The sequence below is a fragment of the Candidatus Benthicola sp. genome, assembly GCF_058719085.1.
Genome location: NZ_JBZQEK010000058.1, coordinates 1 through 17,447 on the forward strand (window position 1 = coordinate 1; position 17,447 = coordinate 17,447).

Consider the following 17,447-nt stretch of genomic DNA (forward strand, 5'->3'; position numbering starts at 1 on the left):
CGCCGTGACGGAAGCCGGGTGATCCAGGCCCGCCGTCGCGGCCAGTCCCCGGAGGTCATGACAGGCGGCGCACCCCTTGTTCTCGAGAAGGTAGGCTCCGCGATCCGCCCGACCCGCATCGGCGAAGTAGTTGGTGGCGTAGAGATAGGCGACGATGTCGGCGAAATCGCCCGCACCCAGCCGGGGGAACTCGATTCCGCGGCTCTCGAGCGCATCGATCATCGGCGGCGTCTTGGCCCACATCAGCGCCACGAAGTCGATGAGGCTGATCCCTCGGCTGACGGCTGCGAGGTCGGGTGCGGAGCCGCCGCCGGCTCCCGGAGCCCCGTGACACAGAACGCATTTCCGTTCCGTCAGGATCTCACGTCCGGAATCGGGACTGCCCGGCAATACGACCAGGTTGTCGCTCGGCGTGACCTCCGAATCCTCTCGCAGGAACGCGAGCAGATCGGTGAGATCCTCACCCGTCAGCCGGGGCCTTCGAATTCCCCGGCTTTCGGCTTCGCGTGCCATGGCGGGGGCGTGGTTCCACATCGCGGCGGCGATCTCGATCGGAGCGCCCGTGTCGCCCACGCGGTCCAGCACCGGGCCGATCACTCCGCCCTTGCCGTCCACCTGGTGACATGCGATGCACCGGGCTTCGACGAAGATCGATGCCCCTCGCTCGGCGCTTCCCTCCCCGGCGAAATAGCCGAGCGTGTACACGTAGGCGAACAGGTCGCCGGCCTCCCTCGCCGTAAGATAGGGTCTCTCGATCTGCAGCTCGTCCATCCGACGACTCATGTCCGGGATGTGATTCCACATCGCCGCGGTGAGATCCGGGAACGGACGACCGGCGTCGCTCGAGAGATCGGGACCGATCGATCCACCGCCGCCGCTGATCGAGTGACAGCGAACGCACCCCTTCTCGCCGAAGACGGCCGCCCCCGCCAGCGCGTTCTGGGTCGGGGCCGGCGCTCTCTGGGCCGGCAACTGGGAGGCATGGAAGAAGCCGCCCGCCGCGGCCGCGGCGAGCGCGAAGATGCGCACGCGAATGCCTGCAATTCGGGTCGTGCGAGCGGTCTGCACGGTCGGTTCCTCCTCGACGCGCAAACGATCCCGAGAGTTCGACCCCGCGGGCTCAGCCGCGGGGTCGAACGTTTCGCCTCGATCTATCGGAGATCCCGAATCTGCTCGGGAGGTCTAGTACCCGGTGTGACAGGCCGCGCAGGCCTCGGTGCTACGATCGGCCGCCCGCTGCGGGTCGAAGTCCGGGCCATGCGGGTTGATTCGCCAACCCGACTTGGCCGAATGGCAGGCCAGGCACTCGGTCTGCTGGTGGCACGACACACAACTGTCCATGCCCTGGCGAGCCGCCATTCCATGCTGTTGGAGCCAGTTCGAAATGCCGTCGTGGTAGCCGCCGCCCGTGCGGCCGTCTTGAGCGACGGCCTGGTTGGTGTGGCAGTCCCGGCAGAAGACCTCACGCGAATGACACTGGGCGCATTCCACCGGCTCGGCCCACGCTTCGGCTCCGTGACGGGCCACGAAGTTGGCCGGATGATACTGGAATTCCGGGTTGACCGGACCGTCGTGGCAGTCGACGCAGAACGTCTCGCGGTGGCACTGTGAGCAGGTCGGAAGCGCCGCGGCCGCCGCCGTGCCGTGTCCCGTCTTGAATTCGGGCGTGTGACCGGGAGCGGGGTCGTAGTGACAGGTCTCGCAGGGGTTGACGCCGACCTCGAAGTGATTGGAGGCGCCATTCCCGTGACAGGCCAGGCAGGTCTCTGCCCGGGCAGCCTGAACCGCCATGTCGCCCTCGGCGTCCGGCACCCCGTGGCAGGTCTGACAGCCGAGCTTCGGGTGCGTCGCGTGCTCGAACTTCAAGCCGCTCTCTTCCGGTGCGTAGCCCTGCCAGTCGACGGCGGGAAGCGCCTGCCCGTTGTGACATCCGGAGCAGAACGCCGGCTCCACCGACACGTTGAGCGAAGACTCGCCCGAGTAGATTCCAGCGTGACAGCTCTCGCACCCGCCTCCGGCGAGCGCCGCGTGCTTCTGATGCGGAAACTGGAACGTCCCGCGCGAGGCCGCGAAGAGAGCTCCCGCGCCGATGGTGAGAGCGAGGGCGCTCAGGTAAGCGAGCCGCCTCATCGGGTACCTCCGGTGTTGAAGCGCCAGGTGAGTCCCACGTGGGCGCGTCCCTCGGTCCATGTGTCGGCCAGGGGCCGGTTCTTGTCTTCGATACGATAAGCGCCGATGCTGGCGTTCAGCGTCATGTTCGCCCCGGGAAGGTCGTAGGCGCCCTCGATCGCACCGCCCGTGACGTAGCGCTCACCGGAACGGAACTCGTACAGCGTCTCGGTCGACGTTCCCCGGAGCGCCACGTACGAAATCGAACGCTCGTCGAGGTAGCGTCCGATCGCCAGATCTCCCCCATAGCGCGCCCCACCGAATCCGTTCTCGATCCGGTAGCGGGCATCCACGTACCACTGCTCGGGACTCCAGTAGACCCGGCCGAACGCCCTCCAGCCGTCCGTCTTCACGGTGTTGACCGACGCCGATACGTCCGTGTCCTCGTACTCCCTGTACGCGCCGCCGGCCTCGAGCAGAAGCGGGAGAGACCGGGAGCTCCAGGTGCCGGTCAGGCGGCCCTCGTTGAATCCGACCGGCGAGAAGGCGCTCCAGATCGTCCAGTATTCGAAGAAGGGGGTGTAGTGGCGGGCCTGCGCTGCGAATCGTATTCCCAATAGCTGCGGTGTGGTGACTCGCAGCCGGGCCTCGTTGAAGTTGTCGTACGCGAAGTCGTATGCGGCGGCGCCGTCGAACGCCCACTTGCCCACGATCGCCCGCAGGTCGACAGCGGCCCTCTCACCGTACAGGGCCAGCTCGTCCGTTCGCAACTGCCGCTGATAGGTGGCGGATCCCGAAAAGACCTTCCCCGCCCGAAAAGTGGCTGCACCGCCGAACAGGTAGGCGTTGCGGTCGGGAGCCAGGTAGTCCGACTCCTGCATCAGCGTTCCGTCCACCGGTGCGTTCACGCCCCGCTCCAGACTCCACCCGGCGAAGCCCTCGAGCCACAGCCAGCCGAGCCCGCGCCACAGGACGGAAGCGCCGTCGAAGTTGTAGTAGCCGAGGCCGGAGGACCGGTACAGGCGCCCCGCCTTGATCACGTAGGACGACCGGGAGTAGCTGAGGTACCCGGTCAGGAGATCGAACTTCTGCTCCGTGCGAGGCCAAAGATCATCGCTTCCGTACCGGCCCCTCATCTGGGCGTGAAAGGACAGTCCCTGAACGCCGGTCCAGCCGGCGAATCGCAGGTCCTGCGTGAACGGGGTGATGTCTTCGCGGTCGCCGTTGTCCTCGTACCAGCGGCAGTACTCGCCGTCCGAGCAGGTGACTACCGTTCCATCGGGAAGCTGCCGCTGGAGACCCGTCCCGCCGACGTCCGCAGCCGGGACCGAATCGACCACGAACGGTCGAAGCTGCAGCCAGCCCCAGTTCAGAGTGATGTCTCCGCGAACGCCCTGCGCCGCCACTTCGGCAGGCAGAGAGACCAGGGCGAGGACGAGGAACGCAAGGAACGGCCGGCGATGGACTTTCATGGTCCTGCTCCGACGCGCTTGAGGTGACCGGTCACGGTGTTTCCTGAACGGCTGTATGAACATGGCCGGCCGGGCGAAGCGGATCAAGCCCGCGCGCCCGACCGGCCTGAGGGTGGATGCTCCGGATCAACGGTATCCGAACAGCATCGTGTACAGAATCAGCCCTACGATGGTGAGGCCGATGCCCAGCATGGTGAAGCCGAAGACCTTCGCCGCGGTCTCGAACTCCTGCGGGAGCGGCTCGACGAGACGTTCCTCGAGCTTCCCTTCCGCCTTCATTCGCTCGTACTCCATGGGCTTGTCACGCTTCAGCTCCTCCAGCGGGACGCGGCCGGTGAAGATCACCGGGTCCATGGGGAACTTATCCAGGCGGAAGTGCGTGTTGAAGAAGTGGATCGTGAAGATGAACGCCACCGCCAGGAGCGCCTCGTCGCTGTGGATGATCGTCGCCACGTTGACGAGCCAGCCCGGGAGGACGACGGTGAAGAGTTCCGGGAACCACAGGAACAATCCCGTCGAGCCGATGATGAACATCCCCCAGAACACGGCGAAGTAGTCGAACTTCTCCCAATACGTATACCGTCCGTACCGGGGCCGTTCACCCCTGCCGAAGAACCACTTGATGGAAGCCACCAGCTCGCGGCCGTCGTTCGCGTTGAACATCAGCGAGTCGCGCGAGAGGATGAACTCCTTCCAGGTCCTGCCCGAGGCCCGCTTCTGCTTCCGGACGTCCCACAGGTGGACGATGAAGATGGTGATCAACATGATCGCGCCCAGGCGGTGCAGAATGCCCATCGCCTCGAAGCCGCCGACCATGCGCGAGAACAGCTTGGCCCAGCCCATCCACGAGAACTTGAGCGCCATACCGGTGGCGGCGAGCAGCATGAAGCTGAGCAGCATCACCAGGTGCATGGTGCGCTGGAACTTGGTGAAGCGCCGATACAGCTGCTTTCGCTCCGCCGTCACGGCTTCCACGTGACCCTTCCAGTGCTCGGGCGATCGCCACAGGCGGAATAGCCACGCTCCCGTGTGAATGAGCGAGAAGGTGAGCACGCTGACCAGCAGTCCCGTCATCAGCCAGAACGACCAGAACAGGAACGGATACTTGTCGGGGTCGTGGTGCGTGGCGTGCGTGAGATATCCCGTGAAGCGTTCGTTGGCCGCCGGATGGCACTGGGCGCACGTCTCCACGATGTTGTTCCGGCTCAGCATCGAAGCCGGTTCCGATGTCGGCAGGATGTTGTGCGTTCCGTGGCAGTCGTAACACTTGGCGGCGCGCGCCCCGCCCAGCCGGGAGACCTTGCCGTGATACGTGTCGAAAAAGGTCTCCGACTCCTCCTCGTGGCACCGGCCGCACTGGCTCATCATCAGCATCCGGAAGTCATCCCGGTCGGTGCGGCTGATCGTGTGGGACGTGTGGCAGTCCTCGCACGTCGGATAGGTCTGCTCGCCTCCCGTTTCGTAGATGCCGCCCTCGGGATAGTGGATGCTCTCCCGGAACTCCTCCTCGATGCCGTGATGGCACTGACCGCAGGTGGCGGCGAGGTTGTTGGGATTGACTCGCGAGGCGGGGTTCGAAGGCGGAAGCTCCGAGTGCGGCCCGTGGCAGTCGCTGCACGTCGCCGTCACCACGAGACCGCTCTCCAGCAACCCCTTCCCGTGGATGCTCATCTCGTAGCTGCGGACGATGGGATCGCCCTCGTGGTGGATGCGCTCCGCCGCGACCTCGCCTTCCTGGTGACAGGTGGAGCACAGCTCCGGGACGTTCCGCGGATACGTCGGCGAGGCCGGGTTGTCCTGCTTGAGCGTGGCGTGCTTGTCGTGACAGTCCAGGCACACCGGGGCGTCGGCCACCCCCTCGGCGGCCAGCGTCCCGTGCTGGCTGGCACGGTATTCCGTCACCGGTCCGGCGTGACAGATCGAGCAGTCCACCGGCGAGGACACGGCCTCGCACGGGCGCTCGTCGTAGATCACGCTCACGTCGGTGTGGCACTGCGCGCACGTCGTGGTCTGGTGCGCCCCCACCGCGTAGACCCCCTCATCGACGAACATCGATACGGTGCTGCCGTCGAGCGCCGTGCCCGTGAGCTCCGGATCCGAGTGGCAGCTCAGGCAGTCCGCGTTGGCCACTCCGGCATCGTAGAAGACCCGCCGGATCTCGTGGGGCTGGTGGCAGTCCACGCAGGCCGGGATGACGTGCGGCTCTTCCTCCCACAGCCGTCCCTCGATCACCTGAGTGTGGACCTCCTCGATCCGCGAGTGACAGGCCGTGCAGGTGCCCGCGACGTTGTTCACGTGAATGCTCGATCGCGGATCCGTGTGCGGCAGGATGAAGTGGGACGTGTGACAGGAGGTGCACACCGCCGTGACGGCCAGACCCCGCTCGTACAGTCCCTCTCCGTGAATGGAGAGGGAGTAGTTCCGAAGGATGCTGTCCTGGTGGATGTCCCGGCGCTCGGACACCTCCGTCCCTTCCTGGTGACATTCGCCGCAGAGGACCGGGACGTTCATCACGGACGTCCGGGAAGCCGGGTTTCTCCGCGACAGGATGTCGTGCGTTCCGTGGCAGTCCGCGCAACCGGGCGCCAGGGCATCACCGCGGGCCGCGGCCTGCCCGTGCAGGGACTCGCGGTGTTGCCGCGTCTGCCGACCGTGACACTGCGCGCAGCTCGGGGGAGGAGCATCTGCCTGGTGCGGGAACTCGAGACCGGCGTGGCAGTCCTGACAGCGGAGGCTGCCGTGCACCGATCCCGCCAGCGACTCCTGGGTGACCACCAGGCGCTCGCCGTTCTCCATGCTCTGGAAGAAGGCCGGGTTCTCGTGACACATGACGCAGTTGATCTCCTGCGCCACGGCCGGCCGGGGTCCGGCGGAAAGGGCCAGCAGGGCCGCCGCGCCGATGGCGGCGATCCACAGGGTTCTATCGTACATCCGGATTCGCATCGTTCCTCCGGAGAGATTCATGCGGCCAATCGTTATCGATCGATGTTCACCAGAGCCTCGGGCCTGCGCCCACGAAAGCCTACTGCAAGAAGTGGACGCAATCAGATAAGTTGCTGCCTGACCTGTGGTTAAGCGGTTTGTGGGGTCTGCAGAGGCAACGGCACACGACTCAGATGGGTCAATGTGTCCCAGGTGGAGCGGGCGCCCACCGGTCGGCTTGCGACGGGCGCCCGATGCGGGAGTCTGCGAGTCCGATCGAACGCCTACGCCCTGGCTCCGCCGGCGTCCTCATCGTCGAGGAGATCTCGCACTTCTTCCTCGTACCACCGGCCGTGCACCGACTCCACCTCGTGCTCCGGCATCTTGCCGGTGAGCCAGATCCAGCTCATCGGGTAGACCTCGGGGTGGAAGATCACGAAGAAGAAGTGCCACACGACGATCGCGAGCATGGCCAGCCAGGCCTCGTAGAAGTGGATCGTCTCGGAGATCGAAACGATCCAGGCCGGCGCCCATGACGTGGCCACCACCGGGAACCAGAGAACGAGCCCGGTGATCGCCATCAGGCCCGTGCCCCACACCAGGGCCCAGTACTCGGCCTTCTGCGTGTAGTCGTACCGGCCGAACCCAGGCTTCCTTTTCCGGAGCCAGGTGTGATAGGCCATGTTGTCGCCGAAGTCCTTGATGTCCTGGAAGGTCGGCAGCATGGCCCGGAATTCCTCCCGCCCTCGCTTCGACAGCGCCACGTAGAAGACGTGCACGACCGAGAACAGGATCAGCGCGACCCCGAGAATCCGGTGACTCCACGAACGCACCGGCTCGCTGATGAAGGCGATGCCGGTCACCTTCACCCACAGGGCATCCGGGTAGCGCAGCGCGAACCCGGTCAGCACGAGGAGGATGAACGTCAGGGCGAGCGTCGCATGCTGCGCGATCTGAATCTTGTCGAAGCGGATCACGCTGCGCTCGGCCCGCTCGCGGCGCCTCTTCTCCGTCATGTAGAAGTTGAGAATGAGCGCGTTGTGTACGGCCATCCCGCCGATCACCACGAGGATCAGGACGATGTAGAGACCGGTGACGATCCTCTTGCCCTTGTTCGTCGCCGCCGATGCGGCGATGTGGTTGTAGGAGCGGGCGAAGTCCGCGGTGGCATCCGGGTGACACTGCCGGCACGTCTCCACCACGTTCTGTTCGGAAACGGACGAGGCCGGGTCGGCGGCCGGCAGCACCAGGTGCGTCCGGTGGCAGCTGACACAGGAAGCCGCGCTCGCGCTGTTCCGCGCGGTGGCCCAGCCGTGGTAGCTGTCCTCGTAGCTGTGGACGACCTCATGCTGCAGGTCGTACTTGGCGATGATCACCGGGTCGTTGTGGCAGTCGCCACAGAGCTGCGTGGCCAGCCGATTCGCGTGGGTGCTCGCATCCGGGCTTTCCGGATGAAGGATCAGGTGCTCTCCGTGGCAATCCGTGCAGGTCGGGCTGTCGCCGACGCCGGCCTTCAGGGCGCGACCGTGGATGGACCGGTCGTACTCCTCCGCAGCGTCGCCGTGGCAGGCACCGCAGGTGGTCGAAACGTTCAGCCGGTTGATGCGCGAACTCGGGTCGTTATGTCCCTTGAGGTCGTGTACGCCGTGACAGTCTGTACAGGTCGCGGCGTCCATGTCTCCCTGGGCCCCGGCCTGACCGTGCACGGACTGGGCGTACTGCAGCGACGGTGATGGGAGCTTCACGTACTGGTCGGTGAGCAGTCCGCCGGTGCTGTGACACTCCGTGCAGGTTTCGGCGACCCGGGTGTGGTACGTGTGGCTCTCCGGGTCGTCGCTTCTCCGGATGTCGTGCTTCCCGTGACAGCCGGCGCACGTCGGAGCACGCTCGTTACCGCGCTCCAGCGCGTATCCGTGAACGCTCTCCCGGTACTGTCGACCCTCCGATGCGTGGCAGGTCGAGCAGGCGACAGGCGTGTATTCTTCGGGGTGCGGAAACGCGTATCCCCGGTGACACGTCGTGCACGCGAAGCCGAACCCGCCGTGAACGGACTCGTCGAAGCTCGCCTCCGTGACGATGAGTCGCTCCCCGTCCTCTCTGCCGGCGAAGTTCTCCGGGTCGCCGTGACACACGAAGCAGGTGCGGTTCGGATCGTCCGGTTCCTGGTCCTGTGCGGCCAGCTGCGAGACGTCCGGGAGGAGAAGAACGAGGCTCGCAATCGCCACCGAACGGATGGAAGGGCGAGGGAGATGGGGGAGCATTGGGATCTCCGGATTATGTGACCCGTCGAGGGATTTCTACGGGTCACACACGGCATCAATCGTGCCAGCCAGCCCGCACTCCGGTGCGAGCCGGCGCAGCGTCAGGAGCCTCCGGATTCGGCGCTCTCTCCGAGCGCCGGTTGGGGGTGGCAGGACACGCAATCGTTCGGTGCGTAGTGGTCGACGCGGTCGATGTGACACACGGTGCACACGTTGCGTGACCACTCATCGATTCCCTCGACGGCGTCGCCGTGGCACAGGGCACAACCCTGGTGCGCCACCGGAGGATGAAGGTCGAGCACGCCCTCCCGATGGCAGGCCAGGCAGTTCGCCTCCGGCTGATGGTGCGCTCCGTGACAGGTCTCGCACAGTTCCGGGCGCGGTCGGCCCGGGGGCGACCCGTGACAGGTCTGGCACGGGAAGCCCATCTGAACGTGAAGCGGGTGTGGAAAATCTCCCGTCGGGGTCACGATCGTGGCCGGCTGTGGTCCCGACCCTGCTCCATGGCAGGTCTCGCACTGGATGGCTCCGCTGTGGTGACAGTCCGAGCAGATACTCGGCGAGGCGAGTGTCACCTTGCCATGGTCGTCCATCGACGAGTGACAGAATTCGCAGGAGAGGTTGGCCCGCGCGACGTGCGGCTCGTGTTCGAAGCGCCGCCCCTCCCAGCTTCCCTGCTGCTCCTCGATGCCCATGTGGCAGCGCAGGCATTGGTTCTCCTCGACGGTGGGGCCGAGGTTCACCTCGGGTGGCCGGTAGCCGATTCCGCCGGTGGCCGAGGCCTCCGCCACCAGATCGAGCGCGGCCCTGAGAGCGGCATCGGCGTATCCCACGTTGTGGACCCCCCGACCCACACGAACCAGCTCGACGTTCTCGGCCGCCAGGGAGAGGAGGCTGTCGGCGGCCCTCCGCTGCTCGGCGCTGCCCACCCGAGGAGCGTTCGACGCCGCGTCCACCACCGGCGCCACCTGCCCGAGCTTGCGGGAGGTCTCCGCCTGCCATCCCGGGAGGATGTTGGCGTACCGGATGCCATGGCAGGAAAGGCAGGTCGCCTCGCCCGCCACCTTCACCTCCGCGTGCCCGGGCACGTCCTGCGGCAGCCCGTGACAGCTCTGGCACGTCACCCGGGCCAGGAACATGCTGCTCGGGTCGGTTTCCGTTCCATGGGCCCCGGTCCCCGAGAACATGCGCTGCTGCGCCGCGTGCGTGCCCTGGTGACAGGATTCGCAGTCCAGCTCGAGCTTCTCCGTCAACGAGACGATCTTGTGGTCGATGGGCCTGTGACAGAGCTGGCACTCGATGTTGTGCTCCGACAGATGCACCTCGTGGAGGAGCGTCGTGTTCTCGTACTGCTCCAGCCGCTCGGGAACGTTGTGACACACGTAACAGCGGTCGATGTCGGCGGACCCCGAGCCCTCCATGACCCGGTCGTGACACGACACGCAGGACACCATGTCCTCCACGTACTGCGGGTGATCGATCACCCTGCCCTCGACCTCGAGGCGCGGGGGGGATGCGTGACACCCGGTGCAGCCCGCGATCGGCTCGCCGGGAGGTTGCCCACGGAAGTGACACAGGAAGCAGGTTTCCTGGGTCACGGACAGGTGTTCCCCCTGTACGATCTGGGAGTGACAGCTCGTACAGCGGAGCTGCTTGCCCCGCCGGAGCTGGGTCAGGTGATGGCTGTGGTTGAATCGGACACCCTTGAAGACGAGCTCACCCTCGAGCTTGCGGGTGGAATGGCACCCCGAGCGCAGACAGGCCGCGTCCTCGATCTCCGCCCACGGACGCGTTCCGTACGCCCCGGTGACGTACTTCACCACCTGGTTCGCGGCCTGCAGCTTGCCCATGGCCTCGGCCTTGATTCCGGGGGCGTAATGGCACTTGATGCAGGGCACGTCGTTGTGGCTCGAGGTCGTCCACGACTCGTAGTAGGGCTCCATGTTGTGACAGTTCGTGCAGAAGCTCGGCTGCGCGCTGTACTCGATGAAACCGAAGGTCCCGAGCCCCGCGAGCAGGATGAAGAGGATCAGGACCTGAACCCCTCCGAGCAGGAGCTTCGAGCGCTTCCATCCTCTCTTACCGGCCATCGACCTCTCCCGGCTCGGTGCTGTGCCGGCCGACCTGTCTCAGCCGGTATCCAGCGAGGAAGACGATACCGAGCGCGAAGAACCAAACGGGGATCAGGAACAGCTTGTGCTCCCACTTCTCCTCGGCGCTCACCTCCGCCTTGTTGCGTATGTCCAGCGAGGCCGAAGTGACGAGGCGCTCGAGGTCCGTCATCTCCTCGAGATCGAGGGAGTGCTGCATCGTCTCGAGCTTGCGGAAGTCGGTGAGCGCCGCTTCGAATCGGAATCTCTCGTCGGACACCTCGTGTCCGCCCCGGACGAGCTCGTGAATCGCCTCGTCGGCACGATCCAGCTCCGATCTCGCTCGCAGCAGCAGCTGTTCGACTTCGAGTCCCAGCGTGATCTGCGCGCTCCCCTCGTCGTGGCAGTTGCCGCAGGTCTCGGCGACCTCATCCGCCGGCACCCGCTCGGTGTCGTGATTCGAGTGGCAGGCCGTACACCCGAGAAGAGCCGGGGTGCCGGATGAGGACCCGTGCGGGCCGGCGTCGAACGCCCGTCGCACGTTCACGTGGCACCGCCCGCAGACGTTCGAGATCTCACGGACATTCGGGGGCAGAGCGGCATGGGAGCCGTGACAGCCGATGCACGTGGGCGCCGCGAAGTTGTGATCTCGATACAACGCCACTCCGTGCGCGCTGCGACGGTGCTCGGCCACCTGGTTCGCCGGGATGCCGTACCGGGCCATCAAGGCCTCGTCCTCGTGGCACCGCGCGCAGGTCGCCGCGATATTGAGGGGATGGACGCCGCTGCGGGCATCGTCCGCTCTGAGGGTCGTGTGCGGGTCGTGGCAGTCCGAACACGTCGGTGCGTTGAAGTCCCCGTCGTCCAGCAGCAGCTGCCCGTGCCGGCTCGTCCGAAGCTCGGCGATCTGGTCCGCGGGGAGCCCGTACTGTCGCATCTGATCCGGATCGCTGTGACAGGAAGAGCACACCTCCAGCGCCTCGAGCTTGCCGAGGGCGCCCTTGAAGTCACCGCCGTGGGCCTCCACGGCCTCGTAGCTCGCCGGGTTGCCGCCGTGACAGTCGTGGCAGCGGACGCCCCGCTCCGAGTGCACGCCCTGCAGAAACGCCCGCCGTTTGTCCGCGTGGCAGACGAGGCAGCCGTACTCCTGATTCCCGCTCGCTTCCTGGATCCTGGAAACGACGGCGAGCGACTCGGCGGCCATCGCGGCGTCCGCCCGTACCTCGCTCGCGCACAGCGCGGTGGACAACAGTAGACCGAGAAGTACCGATTGCCTCATCATCGCTGCCCCTCCTCCTCGATGCCGGAATCCGGCTGCGAGTCCGGCGGCCGGGGAACGGCACGTTCTTCCAGGATGCGGCTCTCGATCTCTGCGCCCGCCGGTACCGACGTCTCCTGTCTACCCACCGCCCAGAAGGCGAGGAAGCCGAGGAAGAACAGGAGGCCGACCCCGAGCACGAGAGGCCTCTTGCGCACCGGCTTGTCGCTGTCGCGGTCCACCAGCGGCAGGATGACCAGAAGGAGGCCGAGGGCGGAGAAGGCCACGAAGCCCCACGCTCCGAGAGTGCGGATCAGACCGAGCGAAACGTCCACGACCACCCACGAGGAAACCAGCTCGGAGGGAACGTCGAACGGGCTGGCCGGATCTCCCATCGGTCTCGGATACAGCGCCGCGAGGGAGATGGAGGCGGCCAGGACCAGAGCGGATACGATCACGATCCGAAGCATGTGGTTCGGGAAGAAGGGAGTGCCCTCTTCACCCCGGTCCACGTATCCCCGCGGTGGCGCGGCGCCGTGTCTCCGCACGACGACGAAGTGGAGGACCAGCAGCCCGAACGCGGCCCAGGGTAGAACGATCACGTGCAGTGCGAAGAAGCGGCTGAGCGTCGCGCCGGAGACGAAGACGTCGCCGGTGAGGAATCCCGCGATCGGCTCCCCGAGGATCGGAAGCCCCCGCACGACGTTCATCACCTCCGTGGCCGTCCAGTAGGACCACTGGTCCCACGGAAGGAGGTACCCCGTACCGCCGAATGCGAGCACCACGAAGAGCAGGAGCACGCCGACCAGCCAGCTGGTCTCTCGCGGAGGACGATAGGCTCCCGAGAAGAACACGCGAGCCATGTGGGCGAGGATCGCGAGCACGATGAGGTTCGCCGACCAGACGTGCAGGTCTCGCAGCAGCCACCCGAACGGCACTTCCGTGGTGATGTACTGCACGCTGGCATACGCCTCGTCCACCGACGGCCGATAGTAGAAGGAAAGAAGAACACCCGTCACGACGAGCATCATGAAGAGCAGATACGCGATGCCGCCGAAGGAGTGGCGCCACCCGACATACGGGGGGAGCCTGCGACTCCACGACTTCCGGAGCGCCTGGTCGATCGGGAGCTTGCGGTCGATCGGACCGTAGAGCAGCCCGAGGAATCGCAGAGACGACAGCAGGCTGGCGTCCGTGCTCTCCCGGAGATCCTCCCTCACCTGTCCGAGCCAGGTCCGGACTCTCTTGAACATGCGAGCTCCTGCCCTAGTCTCGAGTCACGTAGACGATGTCGTTCCGGACGTATACCCGGTATCGCTGAAGCGGCTCCGTGGTCAGACCCTCCACCGCGTGCCCGCGCAGGTTGTACAGCTGATGACTGCACGGGGAGGTGACCCGGAGCGCGTCCGCGTCCCATTCCAGGATGCACCCGTCCACGGGAGAGACACCCTGCAGGGCCGCATAGTCCGTCTCGGTCCTGCGGACCACGAGGATGGCCTGCTCTCCCCACGTGGTGATGCGGCTGCTGCCGACGGGGAGGGCATCGACCCGCGTCACCCGGACGGCCATCTCGTGCTGCGGGATGATGAGGTGCTCGGGCGGATTGGTGTAGAGCGCGAAGATGGCCAGCGCGCACAGGAACACCACCGCGATCATGGAGTTCAATAAGATGCTGCCGAGGTCGCGCGGGCGACCGTGCGAAGCTGATTCCATGGTGGGTCGGGCCTCTCGCTTACCCTGTTCAGGGCCGCGGGCAACCTTCACTGCGGCCTCACGTTCCGGGCACGGAAAACTACCCTGCCGGGTGTGTCCGGGCCAGAACTCGAGAGACGGGCCGGCGGTCGGGCGGATACTCGCGGCGGAGACAACGGCACTCTAGTTTCCAACGCACTTGGAAAGCGCCGGAGGGGCTCAGCGCGTGCGAACATGCGCGGCCGGCGCGATACCAGCAGCAAGGAGAGCGTAGCATGATTCGACACGTCGTAGTGACCACCGCGGCGATGCTGTTCCTGGCAGCCGGGACGGCCTTCGCACAGGATGCAAAACCTCCCGTCATGCCGCACGACACGGAGGGCAAGGAGAACTGCACGATGTGCCACTCCGGCGCCATGGAGGGAATCCCGGCGGCTCCGGAGAGTCATGCGGCCTTCGAGGTCGATGACTGTGCCATGTGCCATGCCCCGGATGCGGAGATGCAGACGGCCGAGGCCGCCGCGATTCCGCACGACCTGGCGGGCAAGGACAACTGCGCGATGTGCCATTCCGGCGCCATGGAGGGCATCCCGGCGGCGCCGGCCAGCCACGAGGGTCGGGAAGCGGATACCTGCCAGTGGTGTCACGCGCCGGCCGGATGATCGGACTGCGACGCTGACGGGGTCGTTCTCCCTCGGCGTCCGGTGAGAATCGACGACGCCCTCGCTGCCGGATCCGGCAGCGAGGGCGTCTTTGTTTGGGCGGTCGGGATCGGCGACGGAGGCCTGACCGTCCGTGCGCCGGGAGCCCGTCGGGTCCGTCGGAGCTACAGCGCCGCCGGCGCCACCCCGTATTCCTCTTCCACGGCCGCGATGCTCGCCGCCAGCAGCGCTCGGATCCACGGCGAGTTGTGAACCGTCGAGGCGTGTACGTCGCCGCCGTGGAGGGCCAGGTTATAGTTGAAGTACGCCCCCTCCGCGACCGTGAAGGTGGAGTTCTCGGAGTCGATCTCGCCGCCGGGCTCATCCAGTCCCGGATCGACCACCTCCAGCTGTGCGAGCAGCGTGGCCGCCTGATTCGCCACGAAATCCACCCGGAGGTTCATGATCGCCGAGGCCCCCTCCGCCGTCGAGTGGCAGCCCGAACCGAGGCAGCCGGCGAACGACCGGGACTGCGTGTCGATCGGGCAGTCATGCTCGCCCGTCGGAATTCCGTTCTCGTCGACGCACGCCGCCGCGCCGAAGGTGTGCCCCACGGAGTTGAACAGGAACTGCCCCGACGCCGCATCGGTGATCTCGTACATCACGACGTGGCAGGTAGCGCAGAGCTTCTCGTTGTTCTCGGTCCCGTGCGAGGCGACGATCGAACCGTAGTCCAGCTCGGCGCCGGGCGGGATCCAGCCGGCCTCGCCGACCAGGAGCTCCGTCTCCGGTGAATGCGGCTCGAGACCGTGCGACGAGTTCGGGTCCGGGACCGATCGACGGTTGTGACACCGGGCGCAGAGGTGGACCTCCACGTCGGCGGTGTTCACGGGGAACCGGAGCTGACCCTCGAAGGTGGCGTCATGGGGATCGTGACAGACCCCGCACACCACGGGAAGCGGCTCCTCGCTACCCAGCTCCAGGTACGGAGAACGCACGCCCCAGGCCAGGAGCGTACCCTGGCCCCGGTGACACCCGGCGCACTCCTCCCGGGCCGCCGCGAACGTCACGACCTGGGAATGTGCGGAGAGCTCCCATTGCTCGACGAAGGGGTGGTGCGTGCCGTTGTGGCACTCGCCGCAACCGTTCGTGAGGTCCGTTCCGACCGCCAGGGAAGCCAGCGGCTGCGTCGCCTGCGGATCCGCCACGTGCGTCGCGCCGGGGCCGTGGCAGGACTCGCACTGGACGTCGTGGTACCGTGCGTCACCGGTGGCGGTCCACCCGACCGGCTCGGTGGCGGCGTTGCCGAGCTGGCTCACCGTGTGACAACCTTCGCAGAACGCCTGTGCGTGCCCGGATTCCTGCAACGTGTTCCAGGCGTCCGCGTGGGCCGTGGTCGTCCAGCTGGAGCTCGGCGTGGCGTGGCACTGGGCGCACGTGGGTTGCCCGGGCTGGCCCTGGAGGTATCCGAGCATGCCGCCCGCGGACGGCGGCGGGTCGTCGCCGAAGGGACGGTCGTTGAACACGGTGTCCTCGTCCACGCATCCGCCCGCCAGAGCGGTGATGGCGAGCACGGCCAGGCTGGTCCCCCATGTCCGGAAGCGGGAGCCACGACGGAAGTAGGAGTCGCCCACGGTGACCTCTCCTGAGTTGAAATTGCCGGATCCGGCCAGACGTCGACGTCGCGCGCTGACGTCCTGCCAAAAGCTGGCTGTCCCTCGCCCGATGTGCAAGCACCCGGATGCCGGGACGTGCGTTCGTGGCCTGCGCTTGCGCCCGGCGGGCCGTACACGAGATTGGAACGCCCCGAAAGGCGCGGAGAACCGAATCCGGAGAGAGCGGATGAGCGATCGGACATTCCTGGTCCTGCTGGCGCTGGCCTGCGGGCTCGCTCTGGCGCTCGGCATCTGGATCGGCCTCGGGTATCCCGGTCTGTACAACCGCTACGAGGACACGGGAGCCCGCGCGGAACGAAAGGCGCCGATCCGAATGCTGCTCGACCGCCTCCGGCGATCTTCGGGATCGTCGCGGCGCGGCCGCGGACGGAGCCCCGGCACGGGCCGCTGGTCCCGCCGGTGACCCCGGGGCCGCCGACGCGCGAGGAGCGTCACGCCGCGGTCCGCCGAGTGCTGTGGATCGTGTTGTTCGCGAACCTGGCCGTGATCGGCGCCAAGGTATGGGTCGGCCTCCGCTCCGGGTCCCTCGCGGTGCTGGGCGATGCGGCCCATTCGGGCGTGGATGCACTCAACAACGTGGTCGGCCTCACCGCCATCCACGCCGCGGCCCTGCCGCCCGATGAGGAGCACCCCTACGGTCACGAGAAGTACGAGATGCTGGGCGCTCTGGCGGTGGTGGCCTTCCTCTCGATCACCTGCTTCGAGCTGGTCAGTGCGGCCGTCGGCCGGCTGTTGCTCGGAGATCCCACGCCCCCGCGGCCCGATGCGATCACCTTCGGCGTGCTGGCGGCCACCCTCCTGGTCAACGCGGTCGTCGCGTGGACCGAGAACCGCGCGGGAAGGAAGCTCTCGAGCGTGTTGCTGACCGCCGATGCCCGACACACGGGTTCCGATGTGCTCGTCACCGTTTCCGTGATCGGTGGACTGTTCCTGGTGAGCCGGGGGTGGGCGGAGGCCGATGCGTGGCTGGGCCTGGTCGTGGCGGCCCTCATCGCGCGGAGCGGCTGGGAGATCCTCAGGCATGCCGTGCCTGCGCTCATCGACACCGCCGCGGTGGAGGCCCACAGGATCGTCCGCTTCGTGGAGGATGTCCCCGGTGTCCGGGGCGTTTCGGACGTGAGGAGCCGCGGAGAGCTCCCCGGCGCGGCGTTCGTGGAGTTGACGATCGAAGTGGATGGCGACCGGTCGGTCGAAGAGGGTCATCGGGTCGCCGACGCCGTGGAGCGCCGGCTCATCGGGGACGCGGGCTTCTCGGGGGCGGTCGTGCACGTCGAGCCGCGGGAGCCTCAGGGGCGCGTCGGAGCCGCCTCCCCGCCGCGGGCCTGA

Annotated in this window: 13 protein-coding genes; 3 read left to right on the forward strand and 10 right to left on the reverse strand. The window is 66.8% G+C overall.

The window, feature by feature from the left end:
• The 9 genes from AC36XV_RS04125 to AC36XV_RS04165 form a co-directional block, all read right to left on the reverse strand.
• Nucleotides 1-1,068, reverse strand: a 1,068-nt coding sequence (locus tag AC36XV_RS04125; RefSeq protein WP_492202409.1) for a c-type cytochrome, incomplete at its 3' end; no start/stop codon positions are given.
• Between the two features lie 114 nt (nucleotides 1,069-1,182).
• Nucleotides 1,183-2,130 carry a cytochrome c3 family protein gene (locus AC36XV_RS04130; protein ID WP_492202410.1) on the reverse strand — a complete coding sequence of 316 codons (948 nt, stop codon included), beginning with the start codon at nucleotides 2,128-2,130 and terminating at the stop codon, nucleotides 1,183-1,185.
• Nucleotides 2,127-3,581: a hypothetical protein gene (locus tag AC36XV_RS04135; RefSeq protein ID WP_492202411.1), complete on the reverse strand. Its 1,455-nt coding sequence runs from the start codon at nucleotides 3,579-3,581 to the stop codon at nucleotides 2,127-2,129. The genes AC36XV_RS04130 and AC36XV_RS04135 overlap by 4 nt, the downstream gene beginning before the upstream one ends.
• Before the next feature lie 126 nt (nucleotides 3,582-3,707).
• The gene (locus AC36XV_RS04140; protein WP_492202412.1) at nucleotides 3,708-6,524 is read right to left on the reverse strand and encodes a hypothetical protein; all 2,817 of its coding nucleotides are present in this window, start codon (nucleotides 6,522-6,524) and stop codon (nucleotides 3,708-3,710) included.
• Between the two features lie 263 nt (nucleotides 6,525-6,787).
• The gene (locus AC36XV_RS04145) at nucleotides 6,788-8,764 is read right to left on the reverse strand and encodes a cytochrome b/b6 domain-containing protein (protein ID WP_492202413.1); all 1,977 of its coding nucleotides are present in this window, start codon (nucleotides 8,762-8,764) and stop codon (nucleotides 6,788-6,790) included.
• Nucleotides 8,765-8,865: 101 nt separating this feature from the next.
• Nucleotides 8,866-10,854: a NapC/NirT family cytochrome c gene (locus tag AC36XV_RS04150; protein WP_492202414.1), complete on the reverse strand. Its 1,989-nt coding sequence runs from the start codon at nucleotides 10,852-10,854 to the stop codon at nucleotides 8,866-8,868.
• A complete protein-coding gene (locus AC36XV_RS04155; RefSeq protein ID WP_492202415.1) occupies nucleotides 10,844-12,136 on the reverse strand; it encodes a cytochrome c3 family protein in 1,293 nt (430 codons plus the stop codon). Before AC36XV_RS04155 ends, AC36XV_RS04150 begins: the two co-directional genes overlap by 11 nt.
• Complete coding sequence (locus AC36XV_RS04160) at nucleotides 12,133-13,365, reverse strand: cytochrome b (RefSeq protein WP_492202416.1); 1,233 nt, start codon at nucleotides 13,363-13,365, stop codon at nucleotides 12,133-12,135. The genes AC36XV_RS04155 and AC36XV_RS04160 overlap by 4 nt, the downstream gene beginning before the upstream one ends.
• Nucleotides 13,366-13,378: 13 nt before the next feature.
• Entirely contained in the window at nucleotides 13,379-13,825 is a 447-nt protein-coding gene (locus AC36XV_RS04165; RefSeq protein WP_492202417.1) for a Rieske (2Fe-2S) protein, read from the reverse strand.
• A 254-nt stretch (nucleotides 13,826-14,079) separates the two neighbouring features.
• Between AC36XV_RS04165 and AC36XV_RS04170 the strand changes: the two genes are divergently transcribed.
• Entirely contained in the window at nucleotides 14,080-14,466 is a 387-nt protein-coding gene (locus tag AC36XV_RS04170; RefSeq protein ID WP_492202418.1) for a hypothetical protein, read from the forward strand.
• A 164-nt stretch (nucleotides 14,467-14,630) separates the two neighbouring features.
• On the opposite strand, the gene AC36XV_RS04175 is transcribed toward AC36XV_RS04170, so the two are convergent.
• A complete protein-coding gene (locus tag AC36XV_RS04175) occupies nucleotides 14,631-16,079 on the reverse strand; it encodes a cytochrome c3 family protein (protein ID WP_492202419.1) in 1,449 nt (482 codons plus the stop codon).
• Nucleotides 16,080-16,287: 208 nt separating this feature from the next.
• Between AC36XV_RS04175 and AC36XV_RS04180 the strand changes: the two genes are divergently transcribed.
• Both AC36XV_RS04180 and AC36XV_RS04185 read left to right on the forward strand, forming a co-directional pair.
• Nucleotides 16,288-16,524, forward strand: coding sequence for a hypothetical protein (locus AC36XV_RS04180; protein ID WP_492202420.1), 237 nt, complete (start codon nucleotides 16,288-16,290; stop codon nucleotides 16,522-16,524).
• Complete coding sequence (locus tag AC36XV_RS04185; RefSeq protein ID WP_492202421.1) at nucleotides 16,521-17,447, forward strand: cation diffusion facilitator family transporter; 927 nt, start codon at nucleotides 16,521-16,523, stop codon at nucleotides 17,445-17,447. Before AC36XV_RS04180 ends, AC36XV_RS04185 begins: the two co-directional genes overlap by 4 nt.

Bases quoted from the DNA above. Each gene is read 5' to 3' on its own strand.
- AC36XV_RS04130 (WP_492202410.1), bottom strand. From the start codon at position 2,130: ATGAGGCGGCTCGCTTACCTGAGCGCCCTCGCTCTCACCATCGGCGCG.
- AC36XV_RS04135 (WP_492202411.1), bottom strand. From the start codon at position 3,581: ATGAAAGTCCATCGCCGGCCGTTCCTTGCGTTCCTCGTCCTCGCCCTG.
- AC36XV_RS04140 (WP_492202412.1), bottom strand. From the start codon at position 6,524: ATGCGAATCCGGATGTACGATAGAACCCTGTGGATCGCCGCCATCGGC.
- AC36XV_RS04145 (WP_492202413.1), bottom strand. From the start codon at position 8,764: ATGCTCCCCCATCTCCCTCGCCCTTCCATCCGTTCGGTGGCGATTGCG.
- AC36XV_RS04150 (WP_492202414.1), bottom strand. From the start codon at position 10,854: ATGGCCGGTAAGAGAGGATGGAAGCGCTCGAAGCTCCTGCTCGGAGGG.
- AC36XV_RS04155 (WP_492202415.1), bottom strand. From the start codon at position 12,136: ATGATGAGGCAATCGGTACTTCTCGGTCTACTGTTGTCCACCGCGCTG.
- AC36XV_RS04160 (WP_492202416.1), bottom strand. From the start codon at position 13,365: ATGTTCAAGAGAGTCCGGACCTGGCTCGGACAGGTGAGGGAGGATCTC.
- AC36XV_RS04165 (WP_492202417.1), bottom strand. From the start codon at position 13,825: ATGGAATCAGCTTCGCACGGTCGCCCGCGCGACCTCGGCAGCATCTTA.
- AC36XV_RS04170 (WP_492202418.1), top strand. From the start codon at position 14,080: ATGATTCGACACGTCGTAGTGACCACCGCGGCGATGCTGTTCCTGGCA.
- AC36XV_RS04180 (WP_492202420.1), top strand. From the start codon at position 16,288: ATGAGCGATCGGACATTCCTGGTCCTGCTGGCGCTGGCCTGCGGGCTC.